This window comes from Pseudonocardia sp. HH130630-07 (assembly GCF_001698125.1).
Classification (GTDB): domain Bacteria; phylum Actinomycetota; class Actinomycetes; order Mycobacteriales; family Pseudonocardiaceae; genus Pseudonocardia.
The window spans coordinates 1,528,939-1,544,232 of the sequence record NZ_CP013854.1; the positions used below are offsets into that span (position 1 = coordinate 1,528,939).

Annotated in this window: 12 protein-coding genes, 1 tRNA gene and 1 pseudogene; 5 read left to right on the top strand and 9 right to left on the bottom strand. The window is 72.2% G+C overall.

The window, feature by feature from the left end:
- Window position 1: 1 nt before the first annotated feature.
- The 6 genes from AFB00_RS33885 to AFB00_RS07335 form a co-directional block, all read right to left on the bottom strand.
- Window positions 2-145, bottom strand: a complete 144-nt coding sequence (locus AFB00_RS33885; RefSeq protein WP_197519779.1) for a hypothetical protein — start codon at window positions 143-145, stop codon at window positions 2-4.
- Window positions 130-873: an isocitrate lyase/PEP mutase family protein gene (locus tag AFB00_RS07315; protein ID WP_197519780.1), complete on the bottom strand. Its 744-nt coding sequence runs from the start codon at window positions 871-873 to the stop codon at window positions 130-132. Before AFB00_RS07315 ends, AFB00_RS33885 begins: the two co-directional genes overlap by 16 nt.
- Window positions 870-1,934: a PrpF domain-containing protein gene (locus tag AFB00_RS07320; protein ID WP_068796604.1), complete on the bottom strand. Its 1,065-nt coding sequence runs from the start codon at window positions 1,932-1,934 to the stop codon at window positions 870-872. Before AFB00_RS07320 ends, AFB00_RS07315 begins: the two co-directional genes overlap by 4 nt.
- Complete coding sequence (locus AFB00_RS07325; RefSeq protein WP_068796605.1) at window positions 1,931-3,379, bottom strand: FAD-dependent oxidoreductase; 1,449 nt, start codon at window positions 3,377-3,379, stop codon at window positions 1,931-1,933. Before AFB00_RS07325 ends, AFB00_RS07320 begins: the two co-directional genes overlap by 4 nt.
- A complete protein-coding gene (locus AFB00_RS07330; RefSeq protein ID WP_197519781.1) occupies window positions 3,354-5,615 on the bottom strand; it encodes an aldehyde dehydrogenase family protein in 2,262 nt (753 codons plus the stop codon). The genes AFB00_RS07325 and AFB00_RS07330 overlap by 26 nt, the downstream gene beginning before the upstream one ends.
- An 89-nt stretch (window positions 5,616-5,704) precedes the next feature.
- Window positions 5,705-6,142: a nuclear transport factor 2 family protein gene (locus tag AFB00_RS07335; protein WP_197519782.1), complete on the bottom strand. Its 438-nt coding sequence runs from the start codon at window positions 6,140-6,142 to the stop codon at window positions 5,705-5,707.
- Window positions 6,143-6,208: 66 nt separating this feature from the next.
- Here AFB00_RS07335 and AFB00_RS07340 point away from each other — a divergent pair, with 66 nt between their 5' ends.
- The 5 genes from AFB00_RS07340 (at window position 6,209) to AFB00_RS07360 (ending at window position 9,588) form a co-directional block, all read left to right on the top strand.
- Window positions 6,209-6,970, top strand: a complete 762-nt coding sequence (locus AFB00_RS07340; RefSeq protein ID WP_068796607.1) for a carboxymuconolactone decarboxylase family protein — start codon at window positions 6,209-6,211, stop codon at window positions 6,968-6,970.
- 67 nt (window positions 6,971-7,037) lie between these two features.
- Window positions 7,038-7,700, top strand: coding sequence for a GntR family transcriptional regulator (locus AFB00_RS07345; protein ID WP_068796608.1), 663 nt, complete (start codon window positions 7,038-7,040; stop codon window positions 7,698-7,700).
- A gap of 101 nt (window positions 7,701-7,801) precedes the next feature.
- A complete protein-coding gene (locus AFB00_RS07350) occupies window positions 7,802-8,905 on the top strand; it encodes an SDR family oxidoreductase (RefSeq protein WP_068800089.1) in 1,104 nt (367 codons plus the stop codon).
- 141 nt (window positions 8,906-9,046) lie between these two features.
- Window positions 9,047-9,430: a hypothetical protein gene (locus AFB00_RS07355; RefSeq protein ID WP_068796609.1), complete on the top strand. Its 384-nt coding sequence runs from the start codon at window positions 9,047-9,049 to the stop codon at window positions 9,428-9,430.
- Between the two features lie 85 nt (window positions 9,431-9,515).
- A tRNA-Arg gene (locus tag AFB00_RS07360) sits at window positions 9,516-9,588 on the top strand.
- A gap of 158 nt (window positions 9,589-9,746) precedes the next feature.
- On the opposite strand, the gene AFB00_RS07365 is transcribed toward AFB00_RS07360, so the two are convergent.
- The 3 genes and pseudogenes from AFB00_RS07365 to AFB00_RS07380 all read right to left on the bottom strand — a co-directional run bounded on the left by AFB00_RS07365 (window position 9,747) and on the right by AFB00_RS07380 (window position 15,238).
- Window positions 9,747-11,180 carry an IS1380 family transposase gene (locus tag AFB00_RS07365; protein WP_068796312.1) on the bottom strand — a complete coding sequence of 478 codons (1,434 nt, stop codon included), beginning with the start codon at window positions 11,178-11,180 and terminating at the stop codon, window positions 9,747-9,749.
- A 1,131-nt stretch (window positions 11,181-12,311) separates the two neighbouring features.
- Window positions 12,312-14,276: pseudogene (locus tag AFB00_RS31520) on the bottom strand (family 20 glycosylhydrolase).
- A gap of 158 nt (window positions 14,277-14,434) precedes the next feature.
- On the bottom strand, window positions 14,435-15,238 hold the full coding sequence (locus AFB00_RS07380; RefSeq protein WP_068796611.1) for a phosphatase PAP2 family protein: 804 nt from the start codon (window positions 15,236-15,238) through the stop codon (window positions 14,435-14,437).
- Between the last annotated feature and the right edge of the window lie 56 nt (window positions 15,239-15,294).

The following is a 15,294-nucleotide window of genomic DNA, read 5'->3' on the forward strand; positions in this document are numbered from 1 at the left end:
CCTACCTCCCAGCGGCGTAGCGTCGCTCCGCCTCGTCGAACTCCGGCTTGCCGACCAGCCGCTGGCGCTCGGCCCACGGCAGGACGAGGTCTCGGGTACGGCTCATGTCCCCCGTGTCGCGCAGCAGCGTCAGTGCCTCGCGCATCCCGTGCAGCGACGCCTGGAGGGCGACGTTGGCGAACAGCGCGATCCCGTAGCCATGGCGGCGAGATCGGCGCGGTCCACGATCGGCGTCCGCCCGCCCTCGACCAGGTTCGCCACCAGCGGGACGCCGGGCAGCAGCCCGGGCACCGCCTCCAGCTGCGCCCGGTCCGCGGGGCCCTCGACGAACACCACGTCGGCCCCGGCCTCGCGGTAGGCGTGCGCCCGCTCGATCGCGTCGTCGAACCCGACCGCGTTGATGGCGTCGGTGCGGGCGATCAGCAGCAGGTCACCGGCACGGGTGTCCACGGCGGCCCGGACCTTCTGCACCATCTCCGACCGGCTGATCACGGTCTGGCCGTCGAAGTGCCCGCACCGCTTGGGTGACTCCTGGTCCTCCAGCTGGATCGCGGCCGCCCCGGCGCGTTCGAGCAGCCGGACCGTCCGCTGCACCCCGAGCGCGTTGCCGAAGCCGGTATCGGCGTCGACGATCACCGGGATCGACACGGACTCGGCGATCGCCCGTACGTGCCCGGCGAGCTCGGTGAGCGACACCAGCCCGATGTCCGGTACGCCCAGGTAGGTGTTGGCAACACCGGCGCCGGTGACGTAGACCGTGCCGAAGCCGAGGTCCTCGACCAGCCGGGCGGTCAGCGCGTTGGAGGCGCCGATCGCCGGGGTCGCCGACCCGGGTGCGACGAGTGCGTGCAGCGGGTTGCCCGTGTCGGTCACGGTCGTTCCTCTCCGTGGGGGACCTGCGCGGTCCCGGTCAGCAGGGTGCGCGCGGTCCCGGTGACGCCGACGGAGCCGATCCGCCGTCCCGCGGCCGCGCCGTGCGCGTCGGTGCGGACCTCCAGCACGCCGCGCAGGTGTCCCACCCGGACGGTCGCCGGGCCGGGGCCGGTCACCCCGCCCGCGACGTCGCAGGCGACGGTCCCGGCGATCCGGCTCGCCGCGGCGACGCACATCGCCGAGGTTCCCGGTACCGCGTGGTGCACCCGTTGCAGCGAGACGCTGCGCGTCTCGACGTCGCGGTCCGACGACCGCGGGCCGGCCAGGATCGCGATCCGCGGCACCGCCCGGCTGGGACCGCCGGGACCGGTGTGGCCCAGCTCCGCGGCCAGCTCGGCGCGTACCCGTTCCAGGTCGGCGAGCAGCTCGGTGTCCGCGGCCAGCGCCGCGCGGGACTCGTGGCCGGTGCGGCCGAGGTCCTCGGCGCGCACCATCAGCACCGGCGAGGTGACGTCGGCGACGGTCACCGGCAACGTCCCGCGCCGCCACCGCCAGTGGTCGACGGCCGAGCCGGTCGGCAGCGCGTGCCGGCCGTCCGCACCGGCCGGGTCCAGGTGGTCGACGTCGACGGACGTTCCCGTCGGGTACGGCCCCGGCCCCGGTCCCGGACGCGCCGTCGAGACGAGGATCCGTCCGGTGTTGAGGTTGCGCAGCCGGACGGCGCCGGGCGCGGCGAGGCCGCGCTCGATCCCCCACGGCCCGACCGCGTAGGACAGGTTGCCGCAGTTGCCCGAGTCGTCGACGACCGGCTCGTCGATCCCGACCTGCAGGAACAGGTAGTCGAGGTCGGCGCCGGGTGCGGTGGACGCCCGGACCGCCACGAGCTTGCTGGTCGAGGAGTGCCCACCGCCGAGCCCGTCGACCTGCATGGGGTCGGGCGTGCCCAGCAGCGCGAGCACCAGCCGGTCGCGCTCGGCCCGGCCGGTGGGCAGGTCGTCGAGGTGCACGAACACCCCGCGGCTCGTCCCGCCCCGGACCAGGTCGGCCCGGATGCCGGTCATCCGCCGCTCCCGGTCGCCGGTGACCGCGCCGCGCTCCGGGCGCCGACCGCGTCCCGCGCCGCCTCCCGGCCGAACACCAGCGAGCGCAGCACCGAGGTCGCCCCCGGGTACTTGCGGTGGTAGACGCCGGTCATCTCCCCGGCCGCCCAGAGCCCGTCGATCCGGTTGCCGTCGCCGTCGAGTACCCGGGCGGCGGTGTCGACCGCGATCCCGCCGAAGGTGAAGCACACGGCGGTCGCGACCGGGTAGGCCACGAACGGCGGCTCGGCGACGGCCCGGGCCCAGTTCGACTTCGGCGGCCGGACCCCGGTGGTGGCCAGACCGTCGGCGACGGTCGGGTCGAAGCCGGGTTCGCCGTCCGGCACACCGGCGTTGTAGGCGGCGACGGTGGCCGCCAGCGCCGTCTCGTCGACGTCGAGCACCCGGGCCAGCTCGGCCAGGGTGTCGCAGCGGTAGGGCGGCTGGTCGGACAGCACGGCCCTGGCGAAGCCCGGCAGCTCCGGGAGCCTGCGGTCCCCGACGAGGTAGGAGATGTTGCCGGGCTGGGCGAAGATCGCCCGGCAGACGTCCTCGTAGATCTCGTCGACGGTGCTCGACGCCTCGTCGACGAACCGCTCGCCGTCGGCGTTGACCAGGATCCCGTACGGGAAGGTCATGACGACCGGCTCGGCGATCCGCGATCGCGGGTCCACCGGCTCGCCGTGGAAGTTGCCCCACTCCCCGGCCGGCGCCGCGCCGGCGCCGATCGCCATCCCGATCCCCTCGCCGCGGTTGAACGTGCCGCCGCGGGCGACCGGCTTCAGGAACTCGGCGTTCTCGCCGAAGTGCTCGGTCATCAGCTGCGGGTTGCCCTCGTACCCGCCGCTGGCGAGGATCACCGCCGGTGCGCGCAGCTCCGCGGCGACGCCGCCGGGGCCGGTGGTCCGGAGCCCGACGACCCGGGTCGGGGAACCGTCGTCGCCGGTCAGGAGCTCGACGGCGGTCGTCTCGTAGCGGAACTCGACGCCGAGCCGTCCGGCGGCCTCGGCCAGGCGCTCGACGATCGCGCCGCCACCCCCGGCGATGCCGAGCCGGGGTCGCCGCGCGGTCAGGAAGAACATCGGGACCATCTCGAAGCGGACGCCGTGCCCGGCCAGCCACTCCAGGGTGTCCGGCGCCAGCTCGCGCAACCGCCGGACGTAGCCCGGGTCGGCGGCACCGCCGGTGAAGGCGGCGAAGTCGTCCTCGAAGCCGTCGGCGGGCCGGAGGTCCTCCCCCACCCGGAAGAAGGCGCTGGACCAGCGGGTGTTGCCGCCGCGCTCGGTCTCGCGGCTGCGCTCGAGGACGACGACGCGGGCGTCCGGCCGCTCCTCCTTCGCGCTGACCGCGGCGGCCAGCCCGGCCGCGCCGCAGCCGACGACCAGGACGTCGGCGTCCGGCTCAGGTACGCAGGGCGAACGGGTCACGGGTGGCACCCCCGATGTCGATCATGACGTTCTTGGTGGTCAGGTAGTCCTGCAGCGCGACCGTGCCGCGTTCGCGGCCGTGCCCGCTGTGCCCGAACCCGCCGAACGGCGCCTGCACCGCGACGGCGCGGTAGGTGTTGACCCAGACCGTCCCGGCCCGCAGTTCGCGGGTCATCCGCAGCGCGCGGTCGATGCTGCGCGTCCACACCCCGGCGGCGAGGCCGTAGCGGGTGCCGTTGGCGATCCGGACGGCGTGCTGCTCGTCGTCGAAGGGCATGACCGCCAGTACCGGTCCGAAGACCTCCTCCTGGGCCAGCCGCATGTCCGGGGTGACGTCGGCGAAGATCGTCGGCCGGACGAACAGCCCGGGCTGCAGATCCTCGGCCGGACCACCGCCGGCGATCAGCCGGGCGCCGTCCTTCCCGGCCGCCTCGATGTGGCCGAGCACCCGGTCGTACTGCTGACGGTTCGCGCAGGTCCCCATCTCGGTCTCGACGACGGTCGGATCGCCCAGCCGGATCGTCCGTGACCGCTCCGCCAGCGCGGTGCAGACCTCGTCGTAGACGGATCTCTCGACCAGCAGCCGTGATCCGGCGACGCAGGTCTGGCCGGTGGCCGCGAAGATGCCGGCGAACGCTCCGGACAGCGCCGCCTCGATGTCGGCGTCGGCGAAGACGATGTTCGGGCTCTTGCCCCCGAGCTCCAGGGTCACCGGGACCAGGTTCGCCCCGGCGACCGCGGCGATCGCCGCGCCGACGCCCGGGCTGCCGGTGAAGGAGATCTTCGCGATGTCGTCGCGGTCGGTCAGCGCACGTCCGACGTCCGCCTCGCCGGTCACCACGTTCACCACGCCCGGCGGGAACCCGGCCCGTTCCACGAGGTGCATGAACTCCAGGGTCGTCACCGACGCGTGCTCGCTCGGCTTGACGACCACGGTGTTCCCCGCGGCGAGCGCCGGGGCGAGCTTGTTGGGCAACAGGCCCATCGGCGAGTTCCAGGCCGTGATCAGGACACAGACGCCGAGCGGCTCGGCGTGGGTCAGGTCGACCAGCGACGGGTCGTCGAGGGGGATCGTCGCCCCCTGCAGGTTCTCCGAGAGGTTGGCGAAGTAGCGGTACTGGCGGGCGGCGAAGCGCATCTGCGCCCGGGTCTCACGGACGACCTTGCCGTTGTCGGTGCTCTCCAGGTCGCCCATCCGGTCGCCGTCGGCCTCCAGCAGGTCGGCCAGGGCCCGGATCATGTCGGCCCGCCGGACCGGCGGCATCGCACGCCAGGCCGGGAACGCCGAGCGCGCGGCGGCCACCGCGGCGTCGACCTGGGCGGGGGTCGCCCGGGGGACCGACGCGTGCGGCCGACCGGTGTAGGGGTTGACCGCGTCGAATCGGTCCTGCGGGGCGGACGGAACCCTCCGCCCGTCGATGAACAGTTCGTGCTGGGGCACGCTCACGGGAGCCTCCGGTCCTGTGTGCTGGTGTGCTGGCCGGTGGGTGTCACCAGACGTCCGGTCGAAGACGTTCGGGTCGTGCGACGGCACGACGACGTCGGCCAGGGACTCCATGCGCATGAGGCTCGCCCAGTAGTCGCGCATGTCGACGTAGACCATCCCGGGGCGGTGGCGCAGGTGCTCGTCGCCGTCCCAGTTCGCCTGCAGGTCGACGTTGTCGCCGGCGAGCAGGTAGCTGCGCAGCTCGGTGCACACCTTCACGCCCTGCGAGCCGGGCGTGTGCCCGGGCAGGTGGAAGGTGCTCAGCCCCGGCGCCAGCTCGGTGTCGCCGTCGAGCACGTTGATCCGGTCGCGGACCAGCGTCCACGGCGCCGGCTGCGACAGGCCGTGGTCGAACGAGACCTGGTGCGGCGGCAGCGGGTTCTCCGCGTACTCGATCTCGGCGGCCTGAACGTGGATCTGGGCCCTGGTGAACAGCGGGACGTTGGCCGCGTGGTCCCAGTGCAGGTGGGTCAGCACGACGTCGGTGATGTCCTCCGGCTCGATGTCGTACTCGGCCAGAGCCGCCCGCACCCGGCCCGCACCGGTGTTGACGACACGCTGGTCGTGGTCGGCCAGCGCGCGGTCCTCGTCGTAAATCCCGGCGTCGACGAGGACGGCCCAGTCACCGTCGACGGCGAGGAAGCCCGTGGCGATCGCCCGGATCTTCTGCCCGAAACCCTTGTTGTAGAGGAAGCGGGAGAGTTCGAAGTCGGGCCACTCCCCGAAGTTCAGGGGATGGAGCTTCCACATGTCGTCCTCCAGACGTCCGTGCGGCCGGCCGCGGCGTCGCGGCCCGTTGCGGCGAACCCTCTCCCGCACTCACGTCAACTGTCAACAGTTCACGGAGACACCGGCGGCACGACGAGCCGGCACTGCGCGTGCGAGGCACGACGCCGCAACCGCCACCGGCCGGCGTCACGCACCAGCTCGTCGTGGTACTCGGTCTGCAGCATCGCCACCGGCGGGCCGCTCTCGCGGGCCCCCATCAGCAGCACGTAGGTCCGCCCCGAGATCCCCCACGACGTGGGCTCGAACCGGCTCTGGTTGATCCAGTGCTGGGTGGTTATCCCCTGCTCACGCCACTCCTCGAAGTGGGCGACGGCGAACTCCCGCAGCGCGTCGCGCCCGCTGCGGGTCCCGAAGGTCGACGACCAGTACGTCCCGTCCGCGGTGTAGCAGTCCGCCCAGGTCTCGCCGTCCCCGCCGTCGATCGCGTGCGCGTACCGGGCGTAGAGCGCCTGGATCCCGACGGCGTCGGCGACATCGATATCGGTCACGATCACTCCTGTCCTCTGTTTACAGTTGGCGGTACGGTAGGCCATCTCGACAGGACGGGGAAGACAGTGACCACACAGCAGGACGAGCCCGCCGCAGCCGGGGACACCGAGGCCGAGAAGGCGCGGGTCCGGGCGAAGTTCGAGACCGCCCGCGGATTCTGGGACCCGCTCTGGGACCCGGTGCTCGACGCCGACCCGAACCTGCTCGATGCCTACATCGACCTGTCGTCGGTGCCGTGGCAGGACGGGACGCTGAGCCCGAAGGAGCGCGAGCTCGTCTACGTGGCGATGAACGCCTCGACGACGCACCTCTACGAGATCGGCGTCCGGGTCCACCTGCGCAACGCCATCGGGTACGGGGCGACGCCGGCGGAGGCGATGGCGGTGCTGGCCGTCGTGTCCGAGGTCGGCGGGCACACGGTGATGTCGGTGCTGCCGTTGCTGGCCGATGAGCTGGCGGCCCGTCCCGGCGCCGGTGCACCGGCCACGGCACCCGGCCCGTGGCCGGCGGCGGCCGAGGCACTGGCCCCGCGGTACCTCGCGGCGGCGCGCCGGTACTCCGAGGTGACCCGGGAGCGGGGCGTGCTGCGCGAGCCGTTCCGGCTGCTCGTGGCCGTCGCGGCGGCGTCGTCGGCGACCCATCTGCACCTTCCCGCGGTGCAACACCACATCCGGGCCGCACTGGACGGCGGCGTAGAGTGGCACGAGATCGTCGAGGTGCTCGAAGTCGTCGCGATGGTCGGTGTGCACACACTCACGGAGTACGCGCGGGTGGTCGCGGAGGAGTTCGCGGACCGGGCGGAGGGCACGGGCCCGGGTGGGCGGTGACCCCCGGGCGGACGCCCCGTCACCGGTGCCGCGCACGAGGAGAACGGACGGCGGGACTGGTGGCGACGTGCAGTCGTTGATCCGGCGCGACGACAGTGGTTACCGGGCGCAGACCGAGGAGATCCTGCGGCGCTGGATCGTCGAGGGCCGGTTCGCGCCCGGTGAACGACTCAACGAGGTCGACCTGGCCCGCGAGCTGGGCATCAGTCGCGGGCCGCTGCGCGAGGCGCTGCAGCGGCTGGCCGCGTCGGGGCTGGTCACGCTGGTCAGCCACCGCGGGGCCTACGTACGCACGTTCTCGCGGCGGGAGATCGCCGACCTGTTCGAGCTGCGGATCGCACTGGAGGAGATGGCCGCCGGGCTCGCCGCCGAGCGGATCACCGACCAGGAGGCGGCCGACCTGCTGTCCACGATGGCCGGCATCTCCGGGCAGATGTCGCCGTCGGAGCCGGGCCCGTACCCGCACGCGGTCGACCTGCACTCGCGGATCGCGGTGCTGTCGCGGAACGCCGTGCTGGTCACCCACCTGTCCGAGGTGCACGCGCACCTCGCGCTGGCCCGGGTCACCTCCGGGAACCGGCCGGAGCGGGCCCGCGACGCGGTGGCCGAGCACGAGGCGATCGTGCGCGCCATCGCCGGGCGGGACCGGATCGGCGCCCGCGAACGGATGGGCGACCACCTCCGGCACGCCATGGCCAGCTCGCTGAGCAGCCTGTCCCTGGAGGACTGAGCGCCTCCCGCAGGCGGTACCCGCGGTACCGGATATCGTCGCGGGGACAGGACCGCTCGACGACGGGCGCGGCCGGGCCGCCGCGCGGAGAGGTGGCGGACGTGAGCGTCGTGCTCTTCACCGGGTTCCCGGGGTTCCTCGGCTCCGCCCTGCTGCCGCGCACGCTGCGCCGCGCACCGGCGGCGCGGGCCGTGGCCCTCGTGCAGGAGAAGTTCGCCGAGCAGGCGCGGCGCACCCTGGCCGCGATCGAACGGGCGGACCCGGGGATCGCCGGCCGGACCGACCTCGTCACCGGCGACATCACCGTCCCCGGGCTCGGACTATCCGATGCGGACCGCTCCCGGCTGCTCGCCGGCCCGCTGGAGATCTTCCACCTGGCCGCGGTCTACGACCTCTCGGTGCCGGCCGAGCTCGGCTGGCGGGTGAACGTCGACGGAACCCGGAACGTGGTGGACCTGGCCCGCGCCGCGATGGACGGGTCCGGGCTGACCCGGCTGCAGTACGTCTCCACCTGCTACGTGTCCGGGCGCTACGACGGCATCTTCTCCGAGACCGACCTGGAGCTCGGGCAGCCGTTCGCCAACCACTACGACCACACCAAGCACGAGGCGGAGCGGGTGGTCGCGAAGGCCCGCGACGCCGGCCTGCCGGTGAGCGTCTACCGGCCCTCGATCGTCGTCGGGGACTCGGTGACCGGTGCGACCCAGAAGTACGACGGCCCGTACTACCTGCTGCAGCTGCTGGCCCGTCAGGGGCGGACGGCGTTCGTCCCGCTCCCCCGCCGCGCCTCCCGGACCCGGTTCAACCTGGTCCCGTCGGACTACGTCGTCGACGCGATCGCCGCACTGGCCGGGCACGACGCAGCGGTGAACCGGACGTTCGCACTGGCCCAGCCGGACCCGCCGACGGTGACCCGGATGTGCGAGGTGTTCGCCGACCGGCTCGGCGCCCGGCTCCGCACGATCCCGATGGCGACCGGGCCCGCCGCGTTCGCGATCGACCGCGTGCCCGGCGTCGGCCGTTTCCTGAAGGTCCCGTCGAGCACCCTGGAGTACCTGACGCACCCGTCGCGCTACGACACCGCCGCGACGACGAGAATGCTGTCGGAGCTCGGCGTGCACTGCCCGGCCTTCGACGACCACGTCGATGCGATGGTCGCCTATTTCCGGGCGAACCCGCAGGTCGGAAGCACCGCGATGATCTGAATGTCATCGTTGTCATTCGTCGCCGATTGGCGTGTCCATGTAGTGATACAGATCACAACAGACAACTCATGGCGGTTCCGCGCGTCTTCCCCCATGACCGGCTCGACGACGTGCCGGTCGAATTCCAGGATCGGGGGAACCATGGAATCGAAGATCGCACGACTCGGGATCGCGCTCGCGGCGGCCGTCACGGCCGTCGTCGCGACGGGGTCCGCGGCGCTCGCCGCACCCGCCGGCGCGACACCGCTCGTCGGGCCGCCCTGCGAGGTCGGGCGGCTGTGCGTGTGGGACGGGCCCGGCTACACCGGGGCCCGGCACGACTACTACGTCTGCGGCTACTACGACGTGCGCAGCTCCGGCCTGACGCGTGTCGGGTCGTTCGTGAACAACCAGACCGGTGACCAGGTCGCGACGTTCTCCGGGCCCGACGCGCACGGCTCCGTCGTCCCGCAGTACACGTCCACCGCGGTGGACGCCCGCCCGGACACCACCGACCGCACCACCTGGGTCGTCCAGCCCTGCTGACGGCCCGACGGCACGGCGGCGCCCGGCCTCGGGTGGTGGGCGCCGCCGTGCCCCGTGGTCGGGGCGCCGGGTACGCTCGCCGGGCGCCCTCGTAGCTCAGGGGATAGAGCACCGCTCTCCTAAAGCGGGTGCCGCAGGTTCGAATCCTGCCGGGGGCACGCAGGTCAGACCCGAATCCGCGAGTAGGCTATGAGCTGATCTTGGTCGGCCAAAGTTGATGTTGCTTGGGTCGGGAGTGGGGTGGTGGGCAAGCGGGCGGCCCGAGTGTCGCCTCGGGTGGCGGGTTCCTGTGCTGGTCGGGGCCGGTGCGGCCGGGTCAGGACGGAGCGGGCAGGGCGCGGACGCGGGCGAGGACCTCGGCGAGTAGGTGCTCGCCGGGTGGTAGGCGCAGGGTGAGGCCGCGGGCGTGGCGCACGAGGCGGGCGGGGATGGTGATCAGCCGCCGGCGCAGGGTGGCGATCATGGCCTGGCCGCCGCGGACGCCGTGCCCGACCAGGCGCCCGTCGCGGGTGCGGGCGGTGAGGTGGTGCAGCCACCCGCTGGTGGTGGCGGCCAGGAGTGCGCCCCACATCCAGGCTCGGTTCACCGCGAGGTGTCCGGAGGGGAGGTGGCGCAGCGCGGCGCCGTGCTTGGTGTCGCGGAACAGGTTCTCCACCTTCGTGCGGTGGCGGTACCAGTACTCGGCCTGCGCGGCTGCGGCAGGTGTGGAGACGTCGAGGTTGGTCACGATGAACGAGTAGGCGAACACCCCGTCGACCTTGGCCACCGTAGCGAGGTCGTCGAGCGGGAGCGCCCGCTGGGCGGGGTGCAGGGTGCGTCGGCGCCGCGCTCGCGGGTCACCGGAGACCTGGCCGTGGTCCAGGTCGAGCCGGACCCGACGGATCAGCAGCTGGGTCGCTGCGGGCCACCAGTTCGGGCAATAGTCGGCCACCGCGACCTGCGCGCCGGTCATGTCGATCGCGTCGGTCCACCCGTCGGCCGCGACGCCGTCGAGGATGCGCCACAGCGGCGCGATGCGTCGGGCGCCGATGGCGAACTCCACGCCGACGAACAGGGCTGCGCGGGCGAGCTGCCCGGCGAAGTAGCCCGCGTCCGCACGCACGCGGACTCGCCCCGCCCGCGCCTGCGCGGGGAGCGCGGCCAGCGCCCGGTGGAACAGCTCGGCGCTGGTGGCGCGGGGGTCATCCCGGCCCGAACCGAGGTCAGCGGCCAGCACCACCGCGGTGTCGGCCCAGGTCGCGACGTGCGGGCGGGCGACCCGCTGGCCTTGGTGGTTGAACGCCACGCCCTGCTTGAGCCGGCCGTAAACCTCGACATCGGTGGTGTCCAGATCGATCGTCACGTCCGCCGTCAGCTGCTCGGCCCGGTCCGGGTCGACCTGGGCGAGCAGGTCCAGCGCGGTGGTGTGCACGTCACCGAGCCCGGTCTCCACCGCCGCCCACTGCCCCTCGATGAACTTGCGCGCGAGCCCGGCGGCGGTCGTGGACGCCAACCCCGGCACCGGCGTGAGTGCCTGCCCGGCGGTGTCGGCGCGGTGCCGGTCCAGCCCGACCAGGAAGTCCTCCCCGCACAGCTGCGCCGCCGACATGCCGACCAGCATCTGCCCGGCGCTGCACCCGCGGTCGCGGTCCTTGATGGGCCCGACCGCGGCGTCGAGCTTGTCGATGATCCCGAGCCGGTCGATCAGCTCGGTCACCGCGGCCAGCCCGGAGAACCTGGTCAGCGCCGCGTCCGGCGCGCCGAGACGCACCCGCGCACACCGCGGGCGTCGCTTGCGTACTGTTCGCACCTGATAGGTGTCCTCTCAACCCGCAATGTCGTGTCGTCGCAAACACGATCATCGCAGGTCAGCGGGCACCTATCGCCATCTCCCCAGTCCGGCCACCAGCGCAACTCGCGGATTCGGGTCAGAGGATTGGTCCACCCAGGTGGACCTCTCCGCATGGGTCGATATGTGGTGCGAACGTCCTGGCCTCACCCCATGGCCCGCGCCAGCAGCTTCCGCCTGGTGAACAAGCTGAACGAGTAACAGAGCCCGTGCACCCGCACCTCTGTGAACCAGCTCATGGACCGCTACCTCGAGCTACTCGACATCGAGCAGACCACAAAGCCCGGCATGCAGACACGACAACCTCGCCGAGATCGACAGCGGGGCCCGGGAAATCCAGTCCGATCCGACTCCGAACCCACTCGATAGCGCGTCCACCCGACGGCCATCTCGACGACTTGCTGTCGATCGGTTCCTGTTCTAGCGACTGGAGCCATGTACCGCGCAGGTGCTAGTGGTTGAACCCAAACCTCCCGCTACGCATTAGCGAACGATCGCGACAGCATGCATGAGCAAACTGAGCAGGGCCCACCCGACTATGATCGACAATCCGGAAACGCTACCTATAACTGCCTCGATGAAGAGCCACCCTGCACAGCCCACGGCAACGATCTCCGTGATCAGCACCCATCTCGAGGTCATAGCCTGCTCTCGACGCAGCGCCGTCAGCGCGACGCCCACCAGAGGCACAATCATCGCCACGACACATGCGAGACGCTGCCATCCGGAAAATATGATGCCGGTTGCGCCTAACGTCCCGAATACGCCGACGGCGGTCACCCCACCGAGCCATACGGCGCTCCGTCGCTCCCGAGCGCGCATGTCCTCACCCCCCTGAATCACGGAGAGAACCGTAGTCCACACAAACGGACCGCCGCGGGAATACGGCGGAACTGCCAACTATCCCTGCTGCGTACGTGTACACGGTGCTGCACCGATCTCCGCCCGCGATGAGCACGTCGCCGTGCGCGGCGGCGGGCCACGCACGTACCTGTATCGGTGCGGCCGACAGACACCGACGGGCCCTCGCCGGCCCGCCGGAACCGGCCCCGTTCAGCCCGTAGCCGGCGTCAGCGTCCAGGCGGTGGACGGCACCGTGTCCGGCGGCTGCTGCCGCACCACACCGTCCCGGGCCACGGCTCCCATCTGGCTGATGCCGTTGATCAGCTGGAACGTTCCGTCGCCCGTCGCGCGCATCTCCCAGCGCTGGGTCTTCGCGTTGTCGGCGCAGGTGGCCGTCAGGAGTGCGGTGCCCGGCGTGACCAGGTCGGGGTCCCGCTCCTGGCGGTCGAAGGCGCTGTTCGGAGCCTGTACACACAGGCCCGAGCCGGTCCTCAACCGGTAGTACTCGTCGTCGGTGACCTCGAGCGACCACGGCTGCGGGGTCGCGCCGGTACGGACCTCGGCGCCCTCGGTGACACCGTCACCGCCCAGCTGCTCCTGACCGGCGGCAACGGTGTACGTGCCGGGCTCCAGCGGTGTGCGGTCGTCCGCCGCCCATCCGGCGGCGCGTCCGATCGTCTCCGACCGTGCGACGAAGTCCTCGTAGGACGGCGTGGTCGTGACCGCGCCCCAGGTGCGCTGGGCCAGCACCCGCAACGGCATGAACAGCTGCGCCTCGACCTCGTTCGGCGTCTCCGCGGCCCAGAAGTCCGGCCACACGCCCATCTTGGCGCCGAGGACCCCGTCCTTGCCCTCGATCTCGTTGTTCTCACCGTCGAACCGTTGCGGCGACCACCCCTGCTCGTAGAGCGCCTTCGGGTCCATGTCGTCCTTGCCGCGGATGTTGTACAGGCCGTAGGCGAGGTTCACGACGTCATGGCCGCGCTCACGCAGGGCGTCCGGCGTCAGCTCCGTGCCCAGCCAGTACTCGACCGCGATGTCCGTGGCGAGCGGCACGGTGGAGGTGACGGGCAGGTTGTCGTTCCAGACCCGGGTGGTGAGCCCCTTGCTCCGCACGTAGTCGTTCACCTGGTTGATGAAGCCCACGAACGCGTCCCCGGCCGTGGCCTCCGCACCGTAGGTCGCCCGCGCCTACTCCTCGATGTGCGGGAACTGCTCGTAGGAGTAGTTGATCATGTATTCGTCCGCACCGGCGTGCCAGATCTTCGCGTTCGGGAAGACCTCGAGGTACTCGTCGATGAGGTTCTTCACGAAGTCCAGCGCCTCGGGCCTGGTGATGTCGAGGCGGATCGGATCCAGCGGCTCACCGTCGAGCTGCAGCTGCAGCTCCGGACGCTCCTTCAGCCAGACGTCCATGTGCCCGGGTGAGTTGATCAGCGGGGACACCGAGACGTGGTACTCCGCCGCCGCCGCGGAGATCGCCTCCATCTGGCTCTTCGTGTAGTACGGCCAGGCCCCGGACTCCGGCACCGAGTCGAGCTTGACCTTCGCCTCGATGGTCAGCTGGTTGAGCTTCAGCGACGCCATGTCCTTGATCAGCCGGACGATCCAGTCGACCGACTCCTGCCCACCGCCGGTGCAGGCGCACAGCATCACGCCGCGCTCGGGATAGGCGGGCACGTCGGTGGTGCTCCCGCCGCCGATCGCGTCACCGGTCTGCAGCGCCTGCAGGACCGTCCGGCCGCCCCAGAACGCGCCGTCGCGGGTGTTCCCGGACACCGCGGCGGTCCCGTTCGCGGTGAGCGTGTAGCCCTCGGCACCCAGGTCCGCGTTCTCGGCCACGTCGAGCACGATGTCGCCCGGCCGGGCGCCGTCGATCCCGTCGGCGGCCTCGACCGTCCGACCCTTGAGCGCCCCGAGTTCACCGGCCAGCAGCTCGGCGTCGGCCGCCAGGTCATCCGACGCGTCGTACACGACCCGTGACGTCTCGCTCCACCGGAAGTCGGCCCCGCCGGGGTTCCACGACCCCGGTGCCGGAACCGTGAGGGACGCGGGCGCCGGGACCGGATCCTGCGCGTACGCCGGCACCGGGGCCAGACCGGCCGCCACCGCCGTCGACACGAGCAGGGCCGCGCCCACCGCGGCCGACCTCAGGACATACCGCCGTTGCGACATCAACCCCGCCTCTCGATCCGGTCTCACTGCACGAGACGTCCGACCTCCCACACTCGATATAATTGTTCACACAACTAACTGACAGTCAAGATCTCGCGACGGGGCGGTCGACGCCCCCTGGCGGATCGGTTCACCGCCGGGCCGCCCCTCGCCCGGTACTACCGGGCGGTACCGCCCGCACCGGCCGGCCGGGCGTCGCGCCGGGCCCCGGCCCACCACAGCCCCGTCACGACGACGGCGAGCCAGGCCCCACCGAGCGCCCACCCGGCGACGACGTCGGTCAGCCAGTGCACACCCAGGTACAGCCGGCTCACCCCGATCGTGACGACACCGGCGGCCGCGGCCGCGACGGCCGCGACCCGCAGCCAGGTCGAGCGCAGCACCCGGACCACGATGACGGTGAGGACGCCGAGCACGACGATCCCGCCCAACGCGTGCCCGGACGGCAGCGACAGGTCCGGTTCGACCGCCAGCCGGGTCGCCACCGGCGGGCGGCCGCGCCCGTAGAGGTCCTTGAACACGGGCACGAGCACGGCGACCCCGGCGGTCGCGACCGCCGTGGCGGCGGCCTCCAGCGGGCGCCGCGCCACCAGCAGCACCACGATCGCGAGCCCGGCCAGCAGCAGCGTCCCGTTCGTGCCGCCCCAGCGGCTGACCGCCTCCATCACCACGGTCAGCCCCGGAGTGCGGTGGGCGACGAGCCAGTCGAGCACCAGGCGGTCGGCCGCCGCGATCCGGGCCGGCGCGTCCTCGACCGCGTCGACGACGACCGTCTGCACGGTCCACAGCGCCAGCGCTGCTCCCGAGCCCCACAGCAACGGACCCCTCGGCCGCGCGCCGCCGGCGAGCCCGGCTCCGCTCACGACCAGCCCGGGCTGCCGGGCGACGAGGACGGCGGCCACGACCGCCCATCCGAGTACGAGGAACAGCCCCGCAGTCTGCTGCGCGTCGGCGTACTGCACGACGGACCTCCGACTCCTTGCGATGTGCAACGACCGGGCCCCACTGTCGCGCCGAG

Excerpts from the sequence above, each read along its gene's own strand:
- AFB00_RS33885 (WP_197519779.1), bottom strand. The coding sequence starts at position 145 with ATGCGCGAGGCACTGACGCTGCTGCGCGACACGGGGGACATGAGCCGT.
- AFB00_RS07320 (WP_068796604.1), bottom strand. The coding sequence starts at position 1,934 with ATGACCGGCATCCGGGCCGACCTGGTCCGGGGCGGGACGAGCCGCGGG.
- AFB00_RS07330 (WP_197519781.1), bottom strand. The coding sequence starts at position 5,615 with ATGTGGAAGCTCCATCCCCTGAACTTCGGGGAGTGGCCCGACTTCGAA.
- AFB00_RS07355 (WP_068796609.1), top strand. The coding sequence starts at position 9,047 with ATGGAATCGAAGATCGCACGACTCGGGATCGCGCTCGCGGCGGCCGTC.